The following is a 22,830-nucleotide window of genomic DNA, read 5'->3' on the forward strand; positions in this document are numbered from 1 at the left end:
ATTTTTCATGTTAATTTTATTTTAACGCACATTATGCAGAAATCAATACCTCCGTGAAAATAATTTTAACGTCAAGTAAGCAAAGTAAAACACTCGCTCTTCTTTCAGTTGATTCGTAATCAACAACAGACTTTCTGAACAATCCCCTATAACACAAAAAAACAGACCATATGTGGTCTGTTAGGTTGGGCTGATCGTATTTGAACTGCCTTCATTTTCTGCCTACTTCTCAACACGCAATTGAAATCCAGACTGCTCAGCCTGTACCTCCAACATTAAATCACGTACCTGGTCTGCTTCATTTCCCAGGCGTTCTTCGCTGATTCGGTAGTTGGTCCATTTCAACTCAAGTGGAAGTTCAATCGTACCCGTCAGGCAATCCCACAATGCATCGAGATTACCGCCATAAAAATCCGGCAGAGCCAGCTTGTCCTTTAATTGCTGATGAAGCTCAGCACTACTCGCAAAGTCTTCTCCATCCAGAATCACGATATTCATGACTGCCCCTTCCTCTATTTTAAACGTGTAAATGATGCATAGTGATCTGTCGTTTTGTAGATGAGCCCATCATTGGAATACACAATGCGATCCGAATTACGGAAGCCGGAAGTATAGTTGATATCCGCTTCGCGCCATGTACGTCCGCTCGCTGCTGGCAGAAGCCCCTCGCGATTGCCGAATGTGTCTCCACCGATGCTTTTCCCAGGAGCGACCACAGCCAAGTTTCCTTGTGAAGCTACCCAGCCGAGTCCTGTTGCCTGTGATTTGGTAATAAAGTTACATGGTAACGTTCCGTTTGCACTCAAATAGTTTGCTACACCCGTAAACGTATTGATGATGGTACATGTTGCAGCAGATGCCTTCTGCTGTGGGGCTGGGGTGAACTGTGAGCCTGTGAAGAAAACGAACGTTAACAACAATGCCAGTAAAGCGGTTGATAGTAGTTTTTTCATCAATCCTGCCTCCCGATCCTCATAGTAGATGAACGTTGCCACATATGCATTGTGCAAGCTGTAACTGTCTAGTTGTACGTTCTGCTAGATTATAGTAAACAAGTCATCCCATGACTATTTATATCACATGATTTTGGTATAAATATCAAATGAAGACGATTTAATTGTAAAATATTATAATTCTAACATTTTAAGATAGAAAAAAAGACTCTCATCCTAAAGATGGAGTCTGCATTTTCTAGTATGTTTGGTCTGGTTTGAATTGGTCTAATCGATCAGCTGCACACGTTGACGAGTTCGCGCCGATTCCAGGCACGCATCAATGACACGCATGTTCTGAATGGTATTTTCCGGACTGAAAGGCAAAGCCTCTCCTTCAAGTGCAGCCGCTGCGAACGTCTCTACCTGAAGCACATAGGAATTCGACACGGATACACGCTCCTCACGGCTGACAGAATCCGTGTGCACAATAATTTGAGGTGGAATATCACTGTTCTCCCAACCAAACACTTTTGGCAGTTCAATTCTCCCTTCTGTACCGAGAATCTCCATCTCCGCTCGTCCTGAAGCCCACATGCCACAGTCAAAAGTTAAGGCTACCGCATTCGGAAATTCTATTAGTCCGGATGCCATCATATCGACGCCATCATGCTCGTCCGAGAATAGCGCGTGTACCGTCACCGCTTCCGGCTCCTGTCCCAGATACATCCGGGCGGCCGAGATCGGATAAACGCCTAGATCGAATAATGATCCGCCGCCCATCTCTCTTTTGAACCTTACATTCTCCTTATCATCAGCAGTATTACAAGTAAAGTTGCCATGGATAGCTCTGACGATACCAATCTCTCCACTGGCTATAATCTCTTGCACACGTCTGTGCTTGGGATGATATCGATACATTATCGCTTCTGCAAAAAGAACGCCATGCTGCTGACATGCCTCTATCATTTCTGCCGATTCATCTGCATTCAGGGCAGCAGGCTTCTCGCACAACACGTGTTTGCCAGCCTGCGCAGCTTTGATGGTCCATTCTTTGTGCATATGGTTAGGTAAAGGAATATAGACGGCTTCGATGTCTGGATCAGCGATGAGTTCTTCGTAACTGCCATACGATCTGGCAATGCCGAGTTCTTCGGCAAGGGTTTCCGCCTTTTCCTTGCTACGGCTGGCAATCGCCAGCACCTCACCACGTTCGGACTGCTGGATCGCCGGAATGACTGCATTTTTGGCAATGGTTGACGTACCGAGTACACCCCACTGTAACTGTCTATTCATGCTCATCTTCCTTTCGTACCGTAATTGTCCTCTTCTGCCTTGTGTAACATGCCTAGACAACGATCCAGATCTGTTTTGACCTGTTTCTTGTATAATTCGGCTTTCTCCGCACCATCATCCGTAAAATGATATAAAACGATTTCCTGAAAATCGACCTTCGGATCGTTACCCTTCAGCTTCTTCGTGCGATAAAATACACCTTGTTGTACCAATTCATGTAATGCCCGATATACCTCGCTCTGGGGTGGTACATAACCGTAGTCTTTGAATTCCTGCTTCATCGCCTCCAGCATCTCGTAACCATATCCCCTGTGCTGTTCAACCATCGTAATCAGATACAGCTTAATAAATGCCCGCTGTGCAATCATAAAAGCCACGTTCATTCCCCCTCCTGTCAGAACCTATATATCTAGTATTATAAAACTTATGTTCGGGTTCTGCCATCTTTCTCCGCTTTGCCTCCCCTTTATCCATCTTCAAGGAGGGCGAGCAAGAAATCGTGTGAATACGCGTTAACCTGAGGGAAGCACGGAAAATGATTTTCTATTATGAATTTTTCATGTAATGAAATTTTAATTTTCATTCAAAAGAATCAAATTCATAATACCTTTAGCTGCTTCAAGCAAGGCTGGCTATAGATCGAAACGGTTCAATTTGTCTATACTTCCGAACGCCCGTACACTCCTGTGCGGCTGTGGTCATCTATTATGAATTTTTCATATGTTGATGGATTCATTTATCACGGACAGACTTCGGTACGGTTCCCACAATCCATTTGCCCCAGCTTACACGCGAGATAAGCCATGTCACTACACAGGATAATGTAAGAGCCAACAACCAGGTGATGATCATTCGAACGACAGGGTTCCAGCCCATAGCAACGTAAAACAACTCATCCGGAATGTAGCTATACCGCAGCATCAACATATGCATCAGATAACCGCCATACGATACACCACCAATCCATCCCAGCAATCGTGTAGCCCTGAGGTTATGAAGTTTTCCGGCCAACTGGTACATGACCATAATGGAAGCGATCAGAAAGAGTGCCATATCAGGGCGGATCAAGCTGACCGTGTAGAACGTAATTTTGATTCCCTCCGGCTTCTGAAACTCCAGCATTAATAAATAAGTAAACCGCAGACCCAGAACAATAAACACTGTCCAGTATATCCAGCGCAATCGATGAATCCATTCATTCCAATGCTGGACGGATAAGCCCGCGGCTGCACCAAGCACAAAATAAATAAAGAAATAGAGGAAATTGCGGTCTGCATACGTTGTAAACGCATCTGTCAGTACCGGAATATTCAGCCAGCCCATGAATTTGGCAATGTTGCCTAATTGATCTGCGAGCACTAGATACACTAAGCCCGAAATAAGCAGAGCGATCATACGCCCCTTGGCCTCGTAGCGGTTATATACATAACGAATGGCTCGCAAGAAGAGCGGAAATAAAAGATAAAACTGAATCAGCATAATAATGTACCAAAAGTGTGAAGTTGTTTTGCCAGTAATCAGCTTCAAGCCTAAGTCTGGAATGTCATTCCATCCAAATCCGGTCCAGCCCCGCGGTGCTAGTGTAAAGTAAATAAGTGACCAGATGAGATAAGGCACGATGACGTCGGTTACTCTTTTTCTCATAAACTTGCCGTAATGCAGCTTGTCTCCCGTGTTATAAAAAAGTACCATCCCTGTTATGAAGATGAACAAAGGAACTGCAAATTTGGAGAGCATCAGCAGTATAGCCAATAACACGCCATCCTCCAGTTTCGTTTCCGGTACCAGAGAGTAGTGTGCGATGGAATGCTGAAGAACCACCGCTGCAAAGGCCAGTCCCCTTAAGCTCTCGATTTCTGTAATTCGTTCTCTGCGAGACATACATTCAGCCGTCCTTTCTAGGTTTTACGATAAGAGATATAATGAAAATGAAGCCGTATATCTGATGAACGGGGGGATTCATATTTCTTTAGCTGACAAGGACATCGCCACGATCGACTCCAAATATGTTCAGCAGCATCTGGCTAACGAACGAACCTTTCTAGCCTGGGTTCGCACCGGCATTGCCATGGCGGGCATCGGCTTTCTTGCTGCCGGATTTGGTTTTAACTCCTCGGCGTATGATCGTCTTGCACATATTGCCGCCATTATTACCGGTATCACTTCACTGGTTGGCGGTATATCCATCATTGTGTATTCGGCAGCAGCCTATCATCGGAAGCGTACACAAATCAATGAGCAAACGTATCAGGCGTCAACCGGATTAATTCGTTTTCTGACCATGATGCTACTGGTGATTGGACTCGCTTTGGCTGTATTGCTCTATGTATTGTTATTCCCTGCCTGACTGGGTAAAAACACCATCCGCCATTATTGATGCCCAATGTCACAAACAGGGACAAAAGCCGGCTTCCCTTAAGGAAACCGGCTAATGACCATCTGGTGGATCATATATGTCATTCCATTTGCAGGTATTATGTCATTGAGTTCTATTACATATCAACCGAATCTGTAGAACGATTAGAGAAATGTATTGTTACCAAATCGCGCTGCCTTGGTTTGGGCTTCCAATCTGCGTTCTTCCATATCCAGGTCCGGACGTTCGGCAGCCACATCTCCACCATGTACTTGGTCTCTGTCCCGATTATACTGGCTGTTGCTGCTGAACACATCATACACATCCGTGTCCCGATCCGTAGAGTCTACGAGCAACAGGATTTTGCCATTCTGTACATACTCCTCATACTGTTTGGCATCCTCTTCCGGAATACCGAGACCAACCAGTCCACCCACCAATCCGCCAGCTCCTGCACCCACAGCTGCACCGGTAAATGCTGCTGCGATAGGGCCTGCGGCCAGAATTGGTCCTATGCCGGGTATGGCCAGTGCACCGATACCTGCGAGCAGGCCGGCTACGCCACCGAGTACACCACCTGTTGCTGCACCCGCAGCCACGCCTTCAGGGGCTTTGGTACCCGTCTCTTCCCGAATCGCCTTCAATTCATCCCGATCCTGCGTAACAACGGAGATTTCGTCTGAAGTGAATCCTTGTGCTTTCAGACCCTCGATAGCCTGAGATGCTTCACGTTCTGTATTAAACACACCTACGATTTTCTTCTGCATAGTGAATCCCTCCTCATCTTATTGAGTGGTTCGCTATGTTATTACCCGCCTTGTTTTCTTTCAAACGCTTGCAAGTCAATATAATATGTGTTGCTAGCAAGTAATTGCTGAGGTTCATTCCTTTTCATGCCTCATCAGGATGTGCCTTCAATTCAGGCATGTAATACGTTGAGGGATGTCAGGGTCCAAAACATCATGAAGTCCAGGCTGGCCGATTCTGGCGAATTGTTCAGGCGATTTTCTAAGGAACTGAGGACGTCTTATTTAACCTTCAGGTCCTCATTTTATTTTGTAAGGAACCTGAGACACGTTATTTACCAAAATCACCTGATGAACACGCTGTAAACGGCTGATTTTTCGAATATAGCGTGTTTCAGATTCCTTAGATTGCTGCAGGTGCTTCAAATCGCTGAATAAGACGTCACAGGTTCGTTAGCGCTCCCGCTCCATGTTCTGCTCCAGACACGTTCAGTTACGCTCCGGCTTTCGGCAGGCGTGCCAGGGCACGTCAAGGGGAAGGTGACGCAGCATGGGACGATAAGGCGATAAGAGATGTACTTCAGCGAGTTTTGAGACACGCCCTGGTTAGAGAGTGATTCTTTCAAGGTAGTGAATTATCGATCAGCTTCAAAACTGAAGGTTTTTCAGGAGAGTCTGAGCCTAATGATGCGCGCTTTTTGGGAACCCAATCGTTGATATCGAAAAACGAAGTAATTCATCTATTTACCCCGTGGTTTGGCCCGATTTGTGGCGACTGCTTCAAGTGGATTGTCCGGCCAGTAATGCTTCGGATATCGACCTTTCAGATCTTTTTTGACGTCAAAGTACGTCTCTCTCCAGAAATTGGCCAAGTCTCGTGTGACCTGTACAGGTCGCTGGGCCGGTGATAACAAGTGGATGGTCAACGGAACTCGCCCACCACCAATACGTGGTGTCTCCTGTTGTCCAAACATCTCCTGTAGTCTCACCGCCAGCGCAGGGTCCTCCGGTCGGCTGTAGTCCACGGGAATACGTGAACCACTTGGCACCTGTATATGCGTCGGTGCTTCATCGTCCAGTTGTTGTCGCTGCGTCCAGCTTAATCCGCCTAGTAATACATCATGCATCGATAATCTCTTCAGATCGGCTGCCGATCGCATGCCTGTCAGATAAGGCGTAAGATGTTCTGCCAACTCTTCAGTCAGATCATCTTCGATCAGGTCGGGCCACTCGGGTAGATGAAGATGCAAGAACCGAAGCCTGTCCGCAAGTTGTCTGGATGTTTTTGTCCAGGGCAGACAATCCAGCCCTTCCATTCGTATTCCTGTTAACAGTGCTGCCAGCACCTGATCTTCAGGCGGCTGTGCAATACTGCTATACTTGATGACAAGGGCTCCGATACGCAGTCTCTTGTGTGCCCGCACACTGCGTGTATTAGAATCCCAGGCCACTTGCACTTCATTGTTCATCAGGTGCTGACCTGCCTGCAACAATGTCTGCTCCTGCAACGGCGCAGCCAGCAGGATGCGCGCATCTGCGCCCTGGTCGTCTGCCTCGGCTGCGACCAGATACGCTGAACGGCTCAGCGATTCTGTCGCTGCGAGCCGTACACCGCGGCCGCTGCTCAGCAGATAGCGGCCGTCCTCCCGGCGTTGCCCGATCCGGTCCGGATAGGCGAAGGACAGCAGCAATCCGCAGCTGTCCTCATCCGGCCGCACCGGATCGGCCGCCGGGCCGAGCGCCGAGCGTAGCTGGCGGCTCTCCTGGAGCATGCGCCTCACGGCCGCGCCGTCTAGGGCAGCCGCTGCCGCTTGCGGCATGCCGCTGCTGTCCGCGGTCAGCAGCGCTTCCACGCGCGGGCGGAGGTCCGTGCCCGCGCCTGCACTGCCACTGCTGCGGAGGCCGGCAGGCTCCTGCAGCAGTGCCGCCAGCATGCTGGCGTAGCTGGCCAGCCCAAGCTCCGCCGCGCGGAGCAACATGCTGGCCAGTCGCGGATGCACGCCCAGCGTGTTCATCCGCCGCCCGAAGGGCGTGATGCGGCCTGCGTCGTCCAGGCCGCCCAGCTGGCGCAGCAGCGCCTGTGCCTGGCCGTAGGCGGCGTCAGGCGGGGTGTCCAGCCATTGCAGCTCTGCTGGGGACTGGACACCCCAGACGGCAAGCTCCAGCGCCAGCGGCGCAAGATCCGCGGAAGTGATCTCCGGGCGAGCTGCCTCAGGCAGTCCCCCATGAACCTCTTCGCTCCATAGCCGGTAACACACCCCCGGGGCGATTCGCCCCGCACGCCCCCGCCGTTGATCGGCTGACGCCTTGGACACCGGCAGGGTAACAAGCCGGCTCATGCCCGTACGCGGCGAGAATGCCGATGCTCGGCTCAGCCCCGCGTCCACCACAACTTTAACGCCAGCCAGCGTAAGACTGGATTCCGCAATGGACGTAGACAATACCACTTTCCGCCAGCCCTCAGCCGCCGGGCGTATGACCTCATCCTGTTGTTGCACCGGCATACTCCCATACAGGGAATGAACCTTCACATGTACAGGAAGAGAACCGTTTAATAACTCCCGCTCTGTACGGTGTATTTCTCTTGCCCCAGGAAGAAAAACAAGCACATCCCCCTCCTGTTCGGCCAATGCCTTGGTCACCGTCTGAGCCGTGAATTGTTCCAGCTGCATAGCTGCCGGTCTTGGCACATATCGTGTTTCCACCGGAAACGTGCGGCCCGGACAGTGAATTGATCTCGTTCCTTCTCCCAACAGTGTACACACTGGAACAGGGTCAAGGGTTGCCGACATCACCAGCAGTTTCAGATCCGGACGTAACATCGCTCGCGATTCCAATGCCAGGGCCAAGCCCAAGTCCCCATGTAGGTGACGCTCATGGAATTCGTCGAAGATAATCATCGCCGTGTCTTCAAGGCCCTGATCCTGCTGCAACATTCGGGTCAATACCCCTTCCGTCACAACTTCAATGCGTGTTGCCTGACTCACCCGTGTATCCATGCGTACACGATACCCTACGGTTTGCCCAGCTTTTTCCCCTAGTGTAGCCGCCAATCTCGACGCAGCCGAACGTGCGGCCAGCCTTCGGGGTTCCAGCATAATGATTTTCCGTCCCGCAACCCACGGCTCCTCCAACAAAGCCAGCGGTACAACAGTTGTTTTTCCCGCCCCCGGCTCTGCAATTAACACACCTGTATCTTGATCCCGAAATAATTGTTTTAACTCCGAAATAATCTCTCGTATCGGTAACTCTATATGCATATGATCGCTCCTAATAAATGTACCCTACTGCTCTTCGGCATCACTATTCGAATGTTAGCATTATAACAAAAAAAGCCGTTCCAGAGGAACGACTATCGCAGACACACTTATTTCAGCAAAAATGAATTTATCCAGAATGCTCACTTAGCTCAGCAATGACTCGGCACCATCAATCACGATCTCTGCTCCGGTGATATGTCTGGATTCGGACGATGCGAGGAAGCTTACCAGATCCGCAACATGTTCCGGCTGACCCGGCCCGTCCGCAAGTGGCTGCTGTCCTTCCGGGAACTCCATTGGAATAATGATTTGCTGCAAATCATCCGTTTTGACCGTACTTTGATCGATATTGGTCGCTATCGCTCCTGGGCAGATCACGTTTACACGTATCTTGAACTTCGCCAGCTCAAGCGCAGCCATCTTCGCAAATGCAACCTGCCCTGCCTTGGACGTGCTGTACCCCGACATGCCAAAGCTTGAGAAACGTTGATTGCCATTGATGGAACTCGTGATGATAATGCTGCCGCCGCCCCGTTTTTTCAAGTGAGGCAATGCATATTTAACGGTAAAAAATGTACCATTCAGGTTCGTTGTTATAATCTGTTGCCACTCTTCAACCTGAATTTCCTCAATGGGTGCCGATACTCCGTTAATCCCCGCATTGGCAAAAACAATATCCAAACCGCCGAATAATTCCACGGTTTCGAGCACTGCCTTTTCCACACGTGCCGGGTCGGAGATATCTACATCGAATGCTCTTGCCGCACCAGGCTGCAGCGCATTAATCTCAGCTTCCGTTTCCGAGATTCGATCATTCACCAGATCAAACAGTGCAACTTTGGCACCCTCTTTTGCCAGCTTGACCGCAGTAGCCTTCCCAATTCCGGAGCCTGCTCCGGTAATAATCGCAACCTTGCCTTGGAAACGTGACTTGCTGTTATGTTGTGTCATTATCCATTCCACTCCTTCATTTTAGCAATTATGTAAGAATGTACGTTCAAGCTCATCGTTAAAGAGGTTGTTCAAAAAGTCCGCTTTTGATTACGAAAGGTGCCTAACGGCACCATCAGCATCGAATATGGAATTCAGCCGAAATAAGTGTGGGCTTACGAAGGTTGTTTCCTTCGGAAACATTGCGGTTGCTCACGTAGCTCTATCTACGCTCCGCTACTCCATTTCTAGCTTTATCCCATCTTCTTGGTACTGAAAAGCGACCTTTTTGAACACGTACTTAAAGTCAATTCTTCACAAGATTACCCAAAAAGAGTGTCTTTTAAATCAACACCAGCAAGTTTTTTCACCGTTGATCTACGCCAATGTGACAGCAACATCAGGATCGGTCCATAAATTTATAACTGGCACTCACCATTCCAGCTCAATGAAAGCGGCATCATCTTCAAGACCGCCGGTATGTGTAGCATCCAGCAGTACCTGAATGTGTTCATCGGGCACATAAGCTTGGATGGCATCCAGATCATTTAATCCATCCGTGTATAACTGAAGACGCAGTGAATCGCCTACGGACCCTTTCATCTCGCAGATGTGCGGCTTACCACCGATAGGTCCTTCAAGTGTGGACCAACGCTCATTCGTCTTGCAATGTGCCTGGAACATGTCAGACTGTTCCTGGTTATTACGCCAGAGGCGAATACGTGAATCTCCTTGCCACGCAAGCCACACACGGCTTTTGCGGCCTCCTCCCGTAAGCTCAATCCGTCCACACACATACATGGCCTGACTGCCCCGGCTTCGCTTCTCCATCAACACTTCACGCAGCAACAGAGGAGAACTATCAAGTGGCTGTAATTTCTCCAGTTGCTCAGATGCAGGGAGGGTAAGATCATGCAGAAGACGCTCAACGCCCTCTTGCGTCGGGTGTTGGGTCGTTTCCAGCCAGTCTAACAAAGCATTCCCCAGAAAACGTGCTGCAAAGTCTCCCAGATAACTCATGCCTACACCATCACATAATACAAAATTGCAGACATTCCCATTCATACGGACTGCAGCAAAGTCCTGTCCGGTATCTCCCTGATTAACCGTCTCTGCGGCTCTGCCATAACCATACCTGCACTTGAATTTGCCCTGATAGCGGGTTAGTGGCTGTTCATCGGTCTGTACACTCACATAGCGAAAGTTGCCATGCCGTTGCTCGGCATGGCCCCCCTTATCTCCAGCAGACATTGTTGCCAAACGTATTGCTCTCATGATTCCCCTCCTATCTCACAGGCGTAGCAGCGGACATCTGGAACCCGATCGATACCAATTCTGCACAGGTACCTGGCAGCATCATGAGTGCACCGGGTGCGAGCAAATAATCAGCTTCAACAAGCATTTCCCGATAACTCTCGGGCAGGACGGATGACATATTGCGCAGCTTCTCTCCATGCTCATCCTGAAGATTCGTTTCTGAAGAGATTCCCTTCCATCTTCTAGGTTCAGCAATCGGTCCTTCCAATAGATGATCGGATATAAAAATATTCTCCACCAGTACATTGCCGTCCGGCACACTCATGCCCATGATTCTTTTCGCAATAGGCTCAGGATCTTCACCTGTGGCTACCCCATCCGTCATGTGGCATACGAGTGGCGCAGGACAATCCTGCATATTCGGAATTTCGGCCTGTAGTATCTTCTCAGCCTGTAGGAAAGCCTTCGCAGAATCCGAAAACCGTCTCGGCGTCAGGTCAGGCAAAGAACCAACTGCAGCGATCTCGTCAATCCCTTTGATTCCGTTCAACAAGTCATATACATCATCGCTATAAGCTAATATGGCTATCCGATAGCGAGGTGTCAGTCGATTTCCCTTGGTGGACCGAAATACCATTTGGCGGATCGCGAGAGATAAAGCATCATAGACGACATCAATCCGCCGACGATTTTCCAATACCATATTCATGGAGGCGCTAATATCAATTAAATAGATAATAAGTGCAGGTGTACGCTGCGAAGCTTGAATCGTGTAGTTCATCTAAGGTGAGTCACCTCCATCGTTCAAGTTATTTTATAAGTTGGGCAACGTATAACTGGTGTTGCTCAGGAATTTATTAATGGCACTCATTCGAGCGGCCACTTTGCCGACACCTTTGAAATAGGCAGCATCGGTATTATATAGATTTTTGAAATCACGGGCATACGATTCCGCATTTTCAATTTTTCTGCCTTTTTGCGCGTTATACGTTTTATTGTAATGAGCAATCAACGTGACCACATTTTGTGCACGCTTTTTCTTGAGCGCGGCTTTCTGAGCGATCTGCTGCTGACGTTTAACTTCAGCTGCCGCTTTACGATCCGCTTCCTGTTTGGCAAGCTTGGCATCATTCTCTTTTTTCCAGACCAGATAAGCTTCATATTTTGCCTGTTTATCGTATTTTTCCTGCTCCGCTTTCTTGGCAGCTTCTTTCTTCTGCTGCTCCTGCTTCACCAGATAAGCCTCATATTTTGCCTGTTTGTCGTACTTGGCCTGTAATGCCTTGCGTTCTTCTTCTTTTTTCTTCGCTTCAGCTTCCTTTTGCTTGGCTTCAGCGAGTTTTTTCTTTTCCTCTGCGTCCAGTTTTGCGGCCTCCGCAGCCTTTTGCTTCTCTTGCTCTTCCTGTTGCTTGAGTGCAGCCGCCTTCGCAGCTTCCGCCTCTTCCGCAGCCTTGACCTCTGCCAGTCGTATGGCTTCCTGCTGTTCTTGCTGCTTAACCTCTGCCTGATCGGCGAGTATTTTGACCGTTGGCACACCACCTGCCAGCAATACAATAAGCACAGCAGAGGAGATCATGAACTTTTTGGATCTGTAGAATGGCACAGGTACTGGTTTATCTGTGTCTTCTTTCGGATTGAGCTTCGCATCCAGTTCCTTGATTGCAGCTTCTACTTCCATCTGCATCGCACTGTTGTGAGGAATGAAGTGATACAACGAGCGGTACACTTCCAGTGCAGCCGCTGGTTTATCTTCGTCCTCCAGGGCTCTTGCTTGCAGGAACAGGCGGTTCACAACCGCTTCCTGATCGGGAGAGTGCTGCGTTTGGGGATTGTTCCCGTTTTGAGCATTCAACGTTTCACTTGCAGGTTCTGAGTTCTTATTCAGATTCGCATTAACAGCTTCCTGCTGATTAGCGCCTTCTTCTTCCGATGCCGCAGCAGATGCCACATTGGCCTGATGCACATCTACCGCAGCCAGCGCAACATACCACTCCCCAAACGTCGGACAACTGCTCAGATCGTGACTTTCCCAAGCGCGAATAAACAGCTCAGACAATTTAGGACCCCAACGCTTCTCAAGGGACTCCCGCATCGCATAATACCGTTCACTGACCGTTTGCATTTCATGTTGGTCAAAATAACTTTCGCCCCACGCTTTCTCTACAATCACAGGGTCCGACCAGCTTAACATTTCAGCAATAATAACGGCTCCGGCAAATCGGTCGGCATATGGACTCCACAAACCACTGTGCACTGTTCGATGGGCCGCATAACCGGGTGACCCGGCAAGCAGGGCATCCGGACGATCCATCTTGGAACCGTACATTTGCTCGACATCCACCAGTTCAACCGCAGACGTCTTCCCCAAGTTCTCCACTTCGGAAAAAAACGGAATCATTACATTGGGAGCGGACATATCGCAATGAGCCAGTCCACGTTGCTCCATAGCCGAACCTGTTCCGGCAAGCGCTCTGGCCAGCTTCAAGCTCTCTTCTGCTGTCAGCTGTCTCTGATCGCTAATCACATCGAACCAGGTCTGACCTTGCACCCATGGCATCAACACCGCATATAACAGATCGGAATGTTTTCCAATGAGCGCTCCGTTTCTTTCCGGAGTGAGCACATCACGCTTGCATACCTGCAAACCTGGCAGTTCACTATAGGACTCCATATGCTCAGACTGATATACCATAGCCGGAATACGGAATTTAGGAAAAAACACTTTTAGTGCTTTGGCCCCATGAATGGAACCATTTCGGGGTATTAACTGATAAACAATCCCCTGCCTTCCGGCTTGGGCATACGCCAGACCCGGCGCAGCCGGATGTTGCCCAATCGTATAGGCAATGTCGTTAATCACCACTTCATCCCCGGGATTTGGTTGAAAAGACATGCTTATCCCTCTCTCTGTCCTAGTGTCATAGTTGCAGCAAAAACCGGGTGTTGTGAAAACGCCCGGTTTTTGCTGTAGTTGTACATCTTCAGCTTGCTACCCACCTATAACTCAGGACGAATTCAGACTTCACATCGGCCTGATCTATGTAAAGCAGATTAACGAGCTTGGTCAGCTGTACGGAATTTGTTAGCAATAGCTGTAAGTTCAGCGCTGATGCTGTTCAGCGTTTGAACGAACGATTGCATTTGTTTGCTAGCTTCTTGGAACTCCTGGAAGAAGCGTTGCTTCGTCATACCTTCCCATTGTCCTTCCATGCTTGTGATGGATTGAGTCAATGTAGATACGATTTGCTGACTTTGCTCACCGCTTTGTTTAAATTGGTTGGAAACCTGATCAAGCTGCTCTGGGGTAACTAAAATGCGTCCTGCCATTGGTAAATTCCTCCTTGGTTTGTGCAATTAAATTTTAACTTGTTCAAATTGTACTATACCAGGATCGATCGGACAAAAGCCGAAGGACCTAATCCTATTTACCCCATTTTCAGCACTTGAAACTTCCCCTAACAGCCTATTTACAAAAAAATATTCACTTTCTGCTGTCCTTTTTATTCACCCTGTTCAGGAAACCACAGGCTCGGTTCCTCTTCTTCCCCGAAAGGAAGGATCTGTGAATCTCCATGCTACAGGCTCAGGCTGCATGGCCTGTACCAGTGTAGCCGGGGAGCCATCAGGCGGAGCGGCATCCTGTACACGATATACGGCCGCCATTGCGGAAAGGGGATCGGATACTACAGCTACAGTTGCAGAATGTGCAGGCATGATTTCTCCTGTACGGTTGTTCTGAAGAACATTCAGCATATTGACCGCATTACCATAGGCTGTGTTCACATGACTCAGCACGGAACGATACTCCATGTCTGCCTGCTGGAATAACAACGCTTTGCGTCCCAGCTGTACGCTTAAGTCCATCAATCGACGAAGCGCATCCTCGCCCAGACGTTTACTGTGATTCCATTCATTCATCACCGCTGCGCGGGATTCAACCTCCCACTCCAGCGAATGAATCGCCTGATCCAACACTGTCATCTTTTGCTGTATTTGCTCCGCTGCATACTGAATCTGCCTGCTCAGTGCCCGAAGCACATCCGGTTCCACACGAATGCGCATTTACCATCACCTTTCCTCTTCCCCTGCAGGCTGTTTAAGCCAGTCCAGCAGCATCTCGTGAAACTGTTCTCTAGTCGTCAGTGCTGCAACAAGCCAATCATCTGAAGCGGCAGTGCTCATCCGGAATAGCCAGTTGGATACCGCACTTGCAGCAAATGCTGCTGACTGCGACTTCCACCCCTCTTCATTCCACACAAGCAACCGAAGCTCCCCATCTGACTCCTTACCCACCAGACAGCGTGCCAGCGCAAGTGAACCCTCAGGATCACTTGTCTCCTGAGCGAGTTCATCAGCTACCGTCTGTACCTCGCTGTTTTCCAGCTCATTCATAACATCATAGAATTTTTTCTTGGAGCACATTAATGCCGGTTTCTCTGCAGGAGAATGGCCGCTCCATTTCATCCGCTCGATCAGAACATTAATAGCTTCACGAACACTTCCCAGATCGCTGAGCCGGAACGAGTCCGGTACGTCGGCAACACGGGAAACTTCAACGACCCGCTCATCCGTGCAGTGTATATAACTCTCATACGACTTGCCGTTGATCGTGTAGCGAATCCAACAAGCTCTGTCGGACAGTCCGGCAATGGCTACCCTGGAGAAAACGGTCGGTGTCATGATCAGCTCATCCGTCTCCTGATCCTGAATCAGATACCCTTTGTCAAGCAGGGAGGCCTTGACGCGCTCCCACTCCATCGCGATATCCTCCGCCATATAGCCGCGAAACGGATCTTCCACACCAAGCAGTCGGTCTGAACCGAGAATACCGGCCAGGAAAAAAAGTTCTTTTGTTTGTAACGTGACTACCTTTTGCTTAGAATCATGAACCGTCAACATTATGAGCCACCTCCCCTCAAACTACAACATGCCATCGGTCACGAATTTCAAAAATCCAATCGGTCATTTTCCAGCTGTCATCACATGGAACTGCACCTTTAACCCTGGAATATTTACGTTTTACATAATAACCTTGACCCGGAGGCAGTACCTTCAGCCCACCTGTACTACTCCCGGATTCCGAATAAGGTATACGGAAGAACGAGAGATCGTTAGGGTCTAAAGTCCCGAACAGCATTCCACTCTGGGAAGCCTTCACATCCGTTACCCAGTCGGAACCGAAGGTCGGAAAGTCAGCCGGAACCCCGGACAGAATCACGTGTACACCACGATCCCTTCCTTGACGAACAATCGCTCCCAATTGATCTTTTACATTAAAATCGTTTAGCTGCTTGGACAATGTGTCCGCATCATCAATGACGAGCACAAGTTCCGGTCCACCGGAAATCTCGCCTCTTTTCAGAACTTCATCGTACAACTGTTGAATCACAGGTGCAAGCTGTTCTTCTCGCGATACGTGTCCACGGACATGGGGCAAACTACTGATTTCCCCCAGTCCACCTGAGCCGTAACGCATATCTACCGTGTATATTTGCACATTTTCCGGAGAAGCATGATAAGCCAGTGATAACATCCAGGTCAGCAAAAATGTCGTTTTGCCACCTTCCATCGGACTCGTTACCATGAAATGTGGACCTTCACGCAGATTAAGCTGGAATGGTTCCAGATCATCCGTAAGCAATCCCACAGGCACCGTTACAGACGATGTATCCCAAGCCTGACCATATGATCCTGTCCGAATGAGTAGATCCTTGAGTTTGATCTCTTCCGGAAGCGGAGCAATCTGCGGCGCTTCTTCCCCTGTCCAGCCTTGGCGAATCTCAGCGATCGTACGGCGCAGTGCTGATGAACGCTTGCCCTCATCTGCCCCGGAAGAAGGTAATGCCGCCTGGAATATCAACGGAGGTACCTGTCCTTTGACCAGACCTCTTCCTGGTGGAAGCTGGCTTGGTGCCTTGGAAGGTCTTCCCACGGCATAATAATAATCACTTGGATCGGATAATTCAAATGAAACTGCATTAGGAATATTACTTCTGAATTTCTCAAATACATCCGTTACTCGATTGGCAGTAAGCACGAAGGTGATGCCTAGACTTCCACCTTCACGCAAGATCGTCTCCAAAAGTTCATTTTCTTCCGGATAGGCATTGCGGAACGAAAGATAACCATCGATAACCACCACAACCTGCGGAACTGCCGCATGAGCTGTCCGGCGGTAGGCAGAAATCGTTTTAACCCCCGCCTCCGAAATGATATCTTTGCGTTGTGCCGACAGCTTGAGAATATAGCGGAATAACCGCTTGATCCGGTCTTCCTCTTCAGCCATCATCACGCCACCAATCTGAGGAAGTGCTGCAAAGTCCTTCATCATACGACCCATATCGATAATGTAACCATGCCAAGGCTCAGTTCTGTGTGAACGGGCCAGGGACATGAGCAAGGTCTGGACAAATGTTGTTTTTCCGAGTCCCGGCATCCCGTACACGACCAGATGGCCTTGATCCATAGGCAATGCAAGTGGCTGCTGACGCTGATTAGGGAGATCATCCAACAAACCAACCAGTGGTTTCAGACCACTCGCCCCGCCATCAAGCAGCAGCTCCCGATTCTCTTCTTCCTGCCAGTCCTGGAGACCTTGCCATTCCAGTGTCTCTGGTAAAGGTGGCAACCACGGTCCTGGCAAACGTCGGATACCCGCATCCGCTGCAGCATTCGCAACATAGTCAATAAATACCTGAAGCTGTTTCGGAACATCTTCACCTTTGAGAACAGCTCGGCGCTCTCCGGTTAACAGAGGCTCCCGCTTACCGTTCAAGCGCACTTCCATAACAGGTAATACAGTCGTTGCATCCTCCTGCTGGTTATAAGGAGCACCACTCCAGGCGAATTGCATTTCTTCAAATACCTCATCACTGCCGACCTGAAAATATCCACGTCCAGGCTTCGTAATCCAGGCAGCATTCGGAATTTTGATCATGTCCCTGCTGTCTCCCTCACTCTGTACGCGAAGGCAGATCCTAAAGCGGGAATTACTCCATATTTTATCGTCTACAACGCCGGCTGGCTTCTGAGTTGCCAGAATTAGATGAACCCCAAGTGTCCGGCCAATGGCCGCGATACTGATCAATTCATCCATGAACTCCGGTTGGTCCCGCTTCAATTGAGCAAATTCATCAATGATAATAACCAGATGTGGCAGCGGCTGTTCATGTCTGGAACGCAGAATTTTGTAATATTCATCAATGTGCTGGAGGTTTCCCGCATCATTTAATATCTTTTGCCTTCTGACCAGTTCAGCACGAAGTGAGATATTCGCACGCTCAATCAGATTTCCATCCAGGTTGGTGATTGTACCGACCACATGAGGCAGATCGACAAATGTGTTGGACATCCCGCCACCTTTATAGTCAATCAGCATGAAGGCCAGATCATGTGGATGGAATTCGGCAGCCAGTGAAGCTACGATAGACTGGATGACCTCACTTTTACCTGAACCGGTTGTACCTGCAATCAGACCGTGAGGACCATGACCTTGACGTTCAATTTTATCATGCAGGTTAATCGCAATTTTCTTGCCTCCAGCTCTTACACCCATTGGTACAGGCAGCGTGTCAGGATATCTCGTCTGTCCCCACCTGGACACCACATCCAGATCTTCCACGCGTGATGTGCTCAGCATATCGAATAACGGGAGCACTTGCGGGATATCCGAAGCAGATGAACGCTTCAACCGGATCGGTGACATATAACGGGAAAGCGCCTCTGCCATCTCTTTCGAGATCACATCAGGCTTGTACGTTTGTTGAATAACATCTGCATCTTCCGTTTTTTTGATATACACACCTTTGCCTTTGGAGGCATCCATAATCAACTGACAATGCATCGGTAGAGACTCCTTGCGATTAGCCAGTATGATGGTGCATACATCAATCTCGTGAGCCGACTCCAGCAGCAGCGGAAGCAACGGTTCTTCTTCAATTAATTGCGTATCGGAGAGAATCACAACGTAACACGGCGTTTTCACGCTTTTCTTGTAACGGTCTTCCTTATTGTTACGGCGCCGGTTCAACACGGAAAACAAGCTGTCCGCCAATTGATGCGCACCGCTGTGCCTGTCGGCCATATAGCGTTGTCCCTGGTCTTCATCCCAGATATGGGGCATCCAGCGAAGCCAGTCCCATTCCTTGCTGTCCTTCTCTTCATAAAATGCAGCAAGCTTCAGTTCATCCGGTGAATGGCGTACTGTCAACTGTGAGATGATGACTCGCAGGGAAGCGAGCACTTCCTCCCGATCTCCGACCAGTCCCATAACCTTCGATTGGAACAAAGGTAATGTAATGGAAGCATCCGGTACTGTCTGGAATTCAGCCGCAAGTTCATGGGCCGCTTCAATCAGCTCATCCTTCTCATAGCCATCAATCCGCGGAACCTGAAGTTTGATTCGGAATGGAATCTCTCCCGTACCAATACGTACCTGAAGGAAATCATCATCCTCTGGTGAACGTTCCCACAAGGAACTGTTCCGGTTCTTCACCACCTGAAGACATACACCCGGATCACCATGAATTTCGTATAGGCTCTTCACTTGCTCCGCCTGCGCATCCTTGAGTTCTTCCCGGTGTTTGTCCAGTTGGGCAAGGTACATGGTTTTGCGTTCTTCCAATTTTTTACGATATGATTTCTTGTTGCTCAGATATACGAAGAATGGAATGGTATAAGAAGTAAGCATCATCATGACCGTCATCATCTGAAACATCATATAACTGCTGTTGTTCATTTTGCCGGTCATGTTGATATATACGTAGAAACCAATGCTGACCATGGTCATCATGATCGGCACAATAATGGATATCATGGAAAACGTGGGTTTGCTCGGTTCTGTTGGAGGCCTGAGTATTTCCAGTCTCTCTTCCTTGAGAACCGGTGTCATTCTTGGAGAACGCTGATATAACACATTCACGAAGAGAAGACCTCCTTTAGTTCGTTCAATAGAATGTATACGTTCAAAAGCCCTATTCGTTGCTGTCCTGCTGAAACAATGAACGTCTTCCATATACAGGCGCTTCTTCCGAAGTCGTTGAAAAAGCCCGCTGGACACGTACGCAACTGCCTTGTCGCAGTCCCGTTTCCATTAACTGCTGAGCGTTCTGCGGCGAGAACCACAGGCCTTCCGGAAACTTGGCCTCCAAGATGTACTGAATGCCGTCTCCCGGTGCCTGTCCAAAAATGCGAACGCCGAGTAATGTCTTCAAATGTTCAATGGTACATTCGTCCGGAACCTCGATGTCGAACCATTCGCCTTCCTCGCGGCCGGAATACACGGTTAGAATCATCTGAATCCCTCCCATGGTCTCATATGTAAATTGTCCTAATGTCAGATTAAATCAAAAAAAAGAGAATGAATCGTTATATCAACCCTATTTTCTTACATAAACACCCTGTTTGCAATGTGCCACCTGTAATTTTGTTACATATGACCCACGTATATATTAAAATATCGTACATTCGACTCAGAACTTTCGTGGCAGTTATGCATTTAAAACTTGCGAGGATGCGAAACTTTTTGTTTTTGTTCCATTTAAATGGTAATTAAGTTCCGTTTTTCAGGACTTTTATTCCTTCGCCCACAATTGAATTGTGAACACTTTTCAAACATTGCCCACCTTTATGTTTTCATAAGCTGATTTTAAGGTAATTTTAAGCATTGGTATTTAATATTACCTGTATGAAATAACAACCGTGAGGTGATTTCAAGTGAGAACCCTAATAACCTTTCAAAACAAATCAATCCCTGTATATTTTAATCAAGAAAACAAACAACCTATGCAGAAGACATTAAGATTGCTTAGCAGTGCTCTAGAGCATAAAATTAGCAACGGTAAACGCGCTCTCCAAAAATGTCTGCATTCTTTAATTAGTATTGAGATTGTCAATGGAGAAGCTATTCTCCACAGTCGCAGTGAAAATGACTCCCTTGCTCTATCGTTATATTAAAAGAAGTCCATCAAGCCGTGTTCATTACAAAACATGAAAAAGGAAGCTGTCGTTATAGACAAGCTTCCTTTTTTGACGTGTGCACACGTGAAACAGCGGATCGCGGATCAATATCGGTTATCACTCAATTCAGTTTGCTAAGGACATAAGCGGCATCATGTTCTTCCGCAATCTCGGCTTTACGAATACGAATGACAAACAGCCGAACCAAATTGGCACGTGTATGTTCTTTCTGACAGGTATTCAGCTTCCTCAGAATAAAGCGGTCAATGGACATGAATTTCAGGCCCCTTTGCCATTGGATTTACGGATCGTTCTTCCGTGTATCCATAAATAACCAGATAGAGACAGCCCCAAACAGCTTTTTCACTCTGATGTGAAACCGTATTTTTGTGGGGTGTACAATTGTGCAAAAGCCCGTCCCACCAAGCTGGAGACGGACTTTCGCATGATTTGTCGATCTATCGGTAACCCGTTGCAATCATCCAAAAGTGACCCTGTTAATTCACTCTTTTTCGACTTATAATACTCCCGGATAATCCCGATACTGGTGCTGAATACTGATCCAACGCGTACGTGTGAACTTCTCAGTCGCCCAATCGCCACCGAAGCGTCCAATTCCCGAAGCTTTCTCACCGCCAAACATCACATGCGCTTCATCGTTCACAGACTGATCATTCACATGCACCATACCAGACTCAATACGCTGGGCAACCTGATATCCTCGATTCAGATCTGTGGTGAATACGGAACCACTAAGTCCATACGGGGTATCATTCGCCAAACGTACAGCTTCCTGTTCATCCTGCGCTTTCATGATTACTGCCACTGGACCAAACAGTTCCTGCTGCACGATATCCTGTTCAGGTTTGACATCGGCAAGTACAGTAGGAGAAAGCACACTGCCTTTACTGGTCCCTCCGAGCAATAACCGCGCTCCTTCAGCTTTGGCTTTGTTCACAAGCTCCAGTAATCGTTCTACCTCTTTTTCCCGAATGAGAGGACCCACCAGTGTTTTGGCATCCGCCGGATCACCTGCCTGAACATTCTTCGTTTTGGCAACAAATGAATCAACGAATTTGTCGTAAATATCGGCATGTACAATGATTCGATTCAGAGCCATGCAGATCTGTCCCTGATGCAGAAACTTGCCAAAGACCGCCGCTTCAGCAGCACGTTCAATGTCCGCATCTTCCAGCACTACCATCGCGTTATTACCGCCCAGTTCCAGTGCCGTTTCTTTCAAATGTTCACCAGCCAGTTTGCCAATTCCCTGTCCAACTTCTGTGGAACCCGTAAATGAAATCACTTTCGGAATCGGATGAGCGACAAAGTAATCCCCAATCTCGCTGCCACTTCCAGCAACCACATTCAGCACGCCCTCAGGCAGTCCCGCCTGTTCAAACAAATCGGCAATAAGCCAGCCTGCCGTAATCGGAGTGTCCGATGCTGGTTTAATAACCACACCATTACCAAGAGCAATCGCCGGAGCTACGGATCGCAGGCATAGATGCAAAGGGAAATTCCATGGCCCGATGACACCAATCACTCCCTTGGGTTCACGAACCACACGGTTCTCTTTGCCACGAGTATTGGACGGGATAATCTCACCCTTCATCCGATAGGGAAACGAGGCTGCTTCGTCCACAATGCGTTTGGCAGCTGCGAACTCCGCTTCCGATTTGATGCGGGTACTCCCGGATTCCGTAATCAAAAGCTGAATGATTTCCTCTTTCCGCTCTGCCATCAGGGAAGAAACTTTACGTAATACTTCTTCCTTCTCTGAGGGCAAAGACTTCGCCCATTCTATCGAATTTTCTTGAGCTGACTCATAAGCTTTATCTATGTCTTTCTTATTGGAAGAGCGCCACGTGGCAATAACTTCTCCCGTATAAGGGTTGATATTCTCCATGGTTTTCTCGCCGGAGCCCTCTACCCATTGGCCATTAATATATTGTTTCGTCCATGTTGTATGTTCGGTGTCCATTAAAGTCATCGGAATACGCCTCCTGCTCAAGATTAAATGTCACACCTGCATAACAGTGTAATACATCATTAACCTTGTTCAGAATTACGCAAACGTGTGGACCTGAATTAAC

Annotated in this window: 20 protein-coding genes; 2 read left to right on the forward strand and 18 right to left on the reverse strand. The window is 48.4% G+C overall.

Features of this window, described 5'->3' with window-relative positions; all coding sequences use genetic code 11:
• Positions 1-222 precede the first annotated feature (222 nt).
• The 5 genes from OM416_RS10710 to OM416_RS10730 all read right to left on the reverse strand — a co-directional run bounded on the left by OM416_RS10710 (position 223) and on the right by OM416_RS10730 (position 4,109).
• Complete coding sequence (locus tag OM416_RS10710; RefSeq protein ID WP_264929196.1) at positions 223-498, reverse strand: barstar family protein; 276 nt, start codon at positions 496-498, stop codon at positions 223-225.
• Positions 499-512: 14 nt separating this feature from the next.
• Complete coding sequence (locus OM416_RS10715; RefSeq protein ID WP_264929197.1) at positions 513-953, reverse strand: ribonuclease; 441 nt, start codon at positions 951-953, stop codon at positions 513-515.
• Between the two features lie 267 nt (positions 954-1,220).
• Positions 1,221-2,228 (reverse strand): Gfo/Idh/MocA family protein, encoded by a 1,008-nt coding sequence (locus tag OM416_RS10720; RefSeq protein WP_264929198.1) that lies wholly within the window; start codon positions 2,226-2,228, stop codon positions 1,221-1,223.
• A 2-nt stretch (positions 2,229-2,230) separates the two neighbouring features.
• Positions 2,231-2,605 carry a helix-turn-helix transcriptional regulator gene (locus OM416_RS10725; protein ID WP_036609188.1) on the reverse strand — a complete coding sequence of 125 codons (375 nt, stop codon included), beginning with the start codon at positions 2,603-2,605 and terminating at the stop codon, positions 2,231-2,233.
• Between the two features lie 355 nt (positions 2,606-2,960).
• Complete coding sequence (locus OM416_RS10730; RefSeq protein WP_264929200.1) at positions 2,961-4,109, reverse strand: acyltransferase; 1,149 nt, start codon at positions 4,107-4,109, stop codon at positions 2,961-2,963.
• Between the two features lie 64 nt (positions 4,110-4,173).
• Between OM416_RS10730 and OM416_RS10735 the strand changes: the two genes are divergently transcribed.
• On the forward strand, positions 4,174-4,575 hold the full coding sequence (locus tag OM416_RS10735) for a YidH family protein (RefSeq protein ID WP_145146967.1): 402 nt from the start codon (positions 4,174-4,176) through the stop codon (positions 4,573-4,575).
• 173 nt (positions 4,576-4,748) lie between these two features.
• Here OM416_RS10735 and OM416_RS10740 read toward each other — a convergent pair whose 3' ends face one another.
• The 11 genes from OM416_RS10740 to OM416_RS10790 form a co-directional block, all read right to left on the reverse strand.
• A complete protein-coding gene (locus OM416_RS10740) occupies positions 4,749-5,351 on the reverse strand; it encodes a general stress protein (protein ID WP_264929201.1) in 603 nt (200 codons plus the stop codon).
• 719 nt (positions 5,352-6,070) lie between these two features.
• Entirely contained in the window at positions 6,071-8,590 is a 2,520-nt protein-coding gene (gene hrpB / locus OM416_RS10745; RefSeq protein ID WP_264929202.1) for an ATP-dependent helicase HrpB, read from the reverse strand.
• 144 nt (positions 8,591-8,734) lie between these two features.
• Complete coding sequence (locus tag OM416_RS10750) at positions 8,735-9,541, reverse strand: SDR family oxidoreductase (protein ID WP_264929203.1); 807 nt, start codon at positions 9,539-9,541, stop codon at positions 8,735-8,737.
• Between the two features lie 411 nt (positions 9,542-9,952).
• Positions 9,953-10,795, reverse strand: a complete 843-nt coding sequence (locus OM416_RS10755) for a hypothetical protein (protein WP_264929204.1) — start codon at positions 10,793-10,795, stop codon at positions 9,953-9,955.
• A gap of 10 nt (positions 10,796-10,805) precedes the next feature.
• The gene (locus OM416_RS10760; RefSeq protein ID WP_017689069.1) at positions 10,806-11,558 is read right to left on the reverse strand and encodes a vWA domain-containing protein; all 753 of its coding nucleotides are present in this window, start codon (positions 11,556-11,558) and stop codon (positions 10,806-10,808) included.
• A gap of 33 nt (positions 11,559-11,591) precedes the next feature.
• Positions 11,592-13,670, reverse strand: coding sequence for a hypothetical protein (locus OM416_RS10765; protein ID WP_264929205.1), 2,079 nt, complete (start codon positions 13,668-13,670; stop codon positions 11,592-11,594).
• A 158-nt stretch (positions 13,671-13,828) separates the two neighbouring features.
• Positions 13,829-14,104 (reverse strand): WXG100 family type VII secretion target, encoded by a 276-nt coding sequence (locus OM416_RS10770; RefSeq protein ID WP_017689071.1) that lies wholly within the window; start codon positions 14,102-14,104, stop codon positions 13,829-13,831.
• A 186-nt stretch (positions 14,105-14,290) separates the two neighbouring features.
• Positions 14,291-14,839 carry a WXG100 family type VII secretion target gene (locus OM416_RS10775; RefSeq protein ID WP_062833881.1) on the reverse strand — a complete coding sequence of 183 codons (549 nt, stop codon included), beginning with the start codon at positions 14,837-14,839 and terminating at the stop codon, positions 14,291-14,293.
• A gap of 6 nt (positions 14,840-14,845) precedes the next feature.
• Positions 14,846-15,676: a hypothetical protein gene (locus OM416_RS10780; protein WP_264929206.1), complete on the reverse strand. Its 831-nt coding sequence runs from the start codon at positions 15,674-15,676 to the stop codon at positions 14,846-14,848.
• A 16-nt stretch (positions 15,677-15,692) separates the two neighbouring features.
• Positions 15,693-19,697, reverse strand: a complete 4,005-nt coding sequence (essC, locus tag OM416_RS10785) for a type VII secretion protein EssC (protein WP_264929207.1) — start codon at positions 19,695-19,697, stop codon at positions 15,693-15,695.
• A 52-nt stretch (positions 19,698-19,749) separates the two neighbouring features.
• Positions 19,750-20,070, reverse strand: coding sequence for a hypothetical protein (locus OM416_RS10790; protein WP_062833878.1), 321 nt, complete (start codon positions 20,068-20,070; stop codon positions 19,750-19,752).
• A 421-nt stretch (positions 20,071-20,491) separates the two neighbouring features.
• Between OM416_RS10790 and OM416_RS10795 the strand changes: the two genes are divergently transcribed.
• Positions 20,492-20,731 (forward strand): hypothetical protein, encoded by a 240-nt coding sequence (locus tag OM416_RS10795; RefSeq protein ID WP_076330720.1) that lies wholly within the window; start codon positions 20,492-20,494, stop codon positions 20,729-20,731.
• A 124-nt stretch (positions 20,732-20,855) separates the two neighbouring features.
• Here the strand turns inward: OM416_RS10795 and OM416_RS10800 are convergent, their stop codons facing one another.
• Both OM416_RS10800 and OM416_RS10805 read right to left on the reverse strand, forming a co-directional pair.
• Positions 20,856-21,008 carry a hypothetical protein gene (locus OM416_RS10800; RefSeq protein ID WP_264929210.1) on the reverse strand — a complete coding sequence of 51 codons (153 nt, stop codon included), beginning with the start codon at positions 21,006-21,008 and terminating at the stop codon, positions 20,856-20,858.
• A 243-nt stretch (positions 21,009-21,251) separates the two neighbouring features.
• Entirely contained in the window at positions 21,252-22,727 is a 1,476-nt protein-coding gene (locus OM416_RS10805) for an aldehyde dehydrogenase family protein (protein ID WP_264929211.1), read from the reverse strand.
• Positions 22,728-22,830 lie beyond the last annotated feature (103 nt).

This window comes from Paenibacillus sp. LS1 (genome assembly GCF_026013365.1).
In the GTDB taxonomy this organism is placed as follows: Bacteria; Bacillota; Bacilli; order Paenibacillales; family Paenibacillaceae; genus Paenibacillus.

Coding starts and splice junctions, on each gene's coding strand:
- OM416_RS10720 (WP_264929198.1), bottom strand. CDS start 2,228: ATGAATAGACAGTTACAGTGGGGTGTACTCGGTACGTCAACCATTGCC.
- OM416_RS10755 (WP_264929204.1), bottom strand. CDS start 10,795: ATGAGAGCAATACGTTTGGCAACAATGTCTGCTGGAGATAAGGGGGGC.
- OM416_RS10805 (WP_264929211.1), bottom strand. CDS start 22,727: ATGACTTTAATGGACACCGAACATACAACATGGACGAAACAATATATT.
- OM416_RS10730 (WP_264929200.1), bottom strand. CDS start 4,109: ATGTCTCGCAGAGAACGAATTACAGAAATCGAGAGCTTAAGGGGACTG.
- OM416_RS10750 (WP_264929203.1), bottom strand. CDS start 9,541: ATGACACAACATAACAGCAAGTCACGTTTCCAAGGCAAGGTTGCGATT.
- OM416_RS10780 (WP_264929206.1), bottom strand. CDS start 15,676: ATGTTGACGGTTCATGATTCTAAGCAAAAGGTAGTCACGTTACAAACA.
- OM416_RS10770 (WP_017689071.1), bottom strand. CDS start 14,104: ATGGCAGGACGCATTTTAGTTACCCCAGAGCAGCTTGATCAGGTTTCC.
- OM416_RS10735 (WP_145146967.1), top strand. CDS start 4,174: ATGAACGGGGGGATTCATATTTCTTTAGCTGACAAGGACATCGCCACG.
- OM416_RS10800 (WP_264929210.1), bottom strand. CDS start 21,008: ATGTCCATTGACCGCTTTATTCTGAGGAAGCTGAATACCTGTCAGAAA.
- OM416_RS10740 (WP_264929201.1), bottom strand. CDS start 5,351: ATGCAGAAGAAAATCGTAGGTGTGTTTAATACAGAACGTGAAGCATCT.
- OM416_RS10710 (WP_264929196.1), bottom strand. CDS start 498: ATGAATATCGTGATTCTGGATGGAGAAGACTTTGCGAGTAGTGCTGAG.
- OM416_RS10790 (WP_062833878.1), bottom strand. CDS start 20,070: ATGATTCTAACCGTGTATTCCGGCCGCGAGGAAGGCGAATGGTTCGAC.
- OM416_RS10775 (WP_062833881.1), bottom strand. CDS start 14,839: ATGCGCATTCGTGTGGAACCGGATGTGCTTCGGGCACTGAGCAGGCAG.
- OM416_RS10760 (WP_017689069.1), bottom strand. CDS start 11,558: ATGAACTACACGATTCAAGCTTCGCAGCGTACACCTGCACTTATTATC.
- OM416_RS10765 (WP_264929205.1), bottom strand. CDS start 13,670: ATGTCTTTTCAACCAAATCCCGGGGATGAAGTGGTGATTAACGACATT.
- OM416_RS10715 (WP_264929197.1), bottom strand. CDS start 953: ATGAAAAAACTACTATCAACCGCTTTACTGGCATTGTTGTTAACGTTC.
- hrpB (WP_264929202.1), bottom strand. CDS start 8,590: ATGCATATAGAGTTACCGATACGAGAGATTATTTCGGAGTTAAAACAA.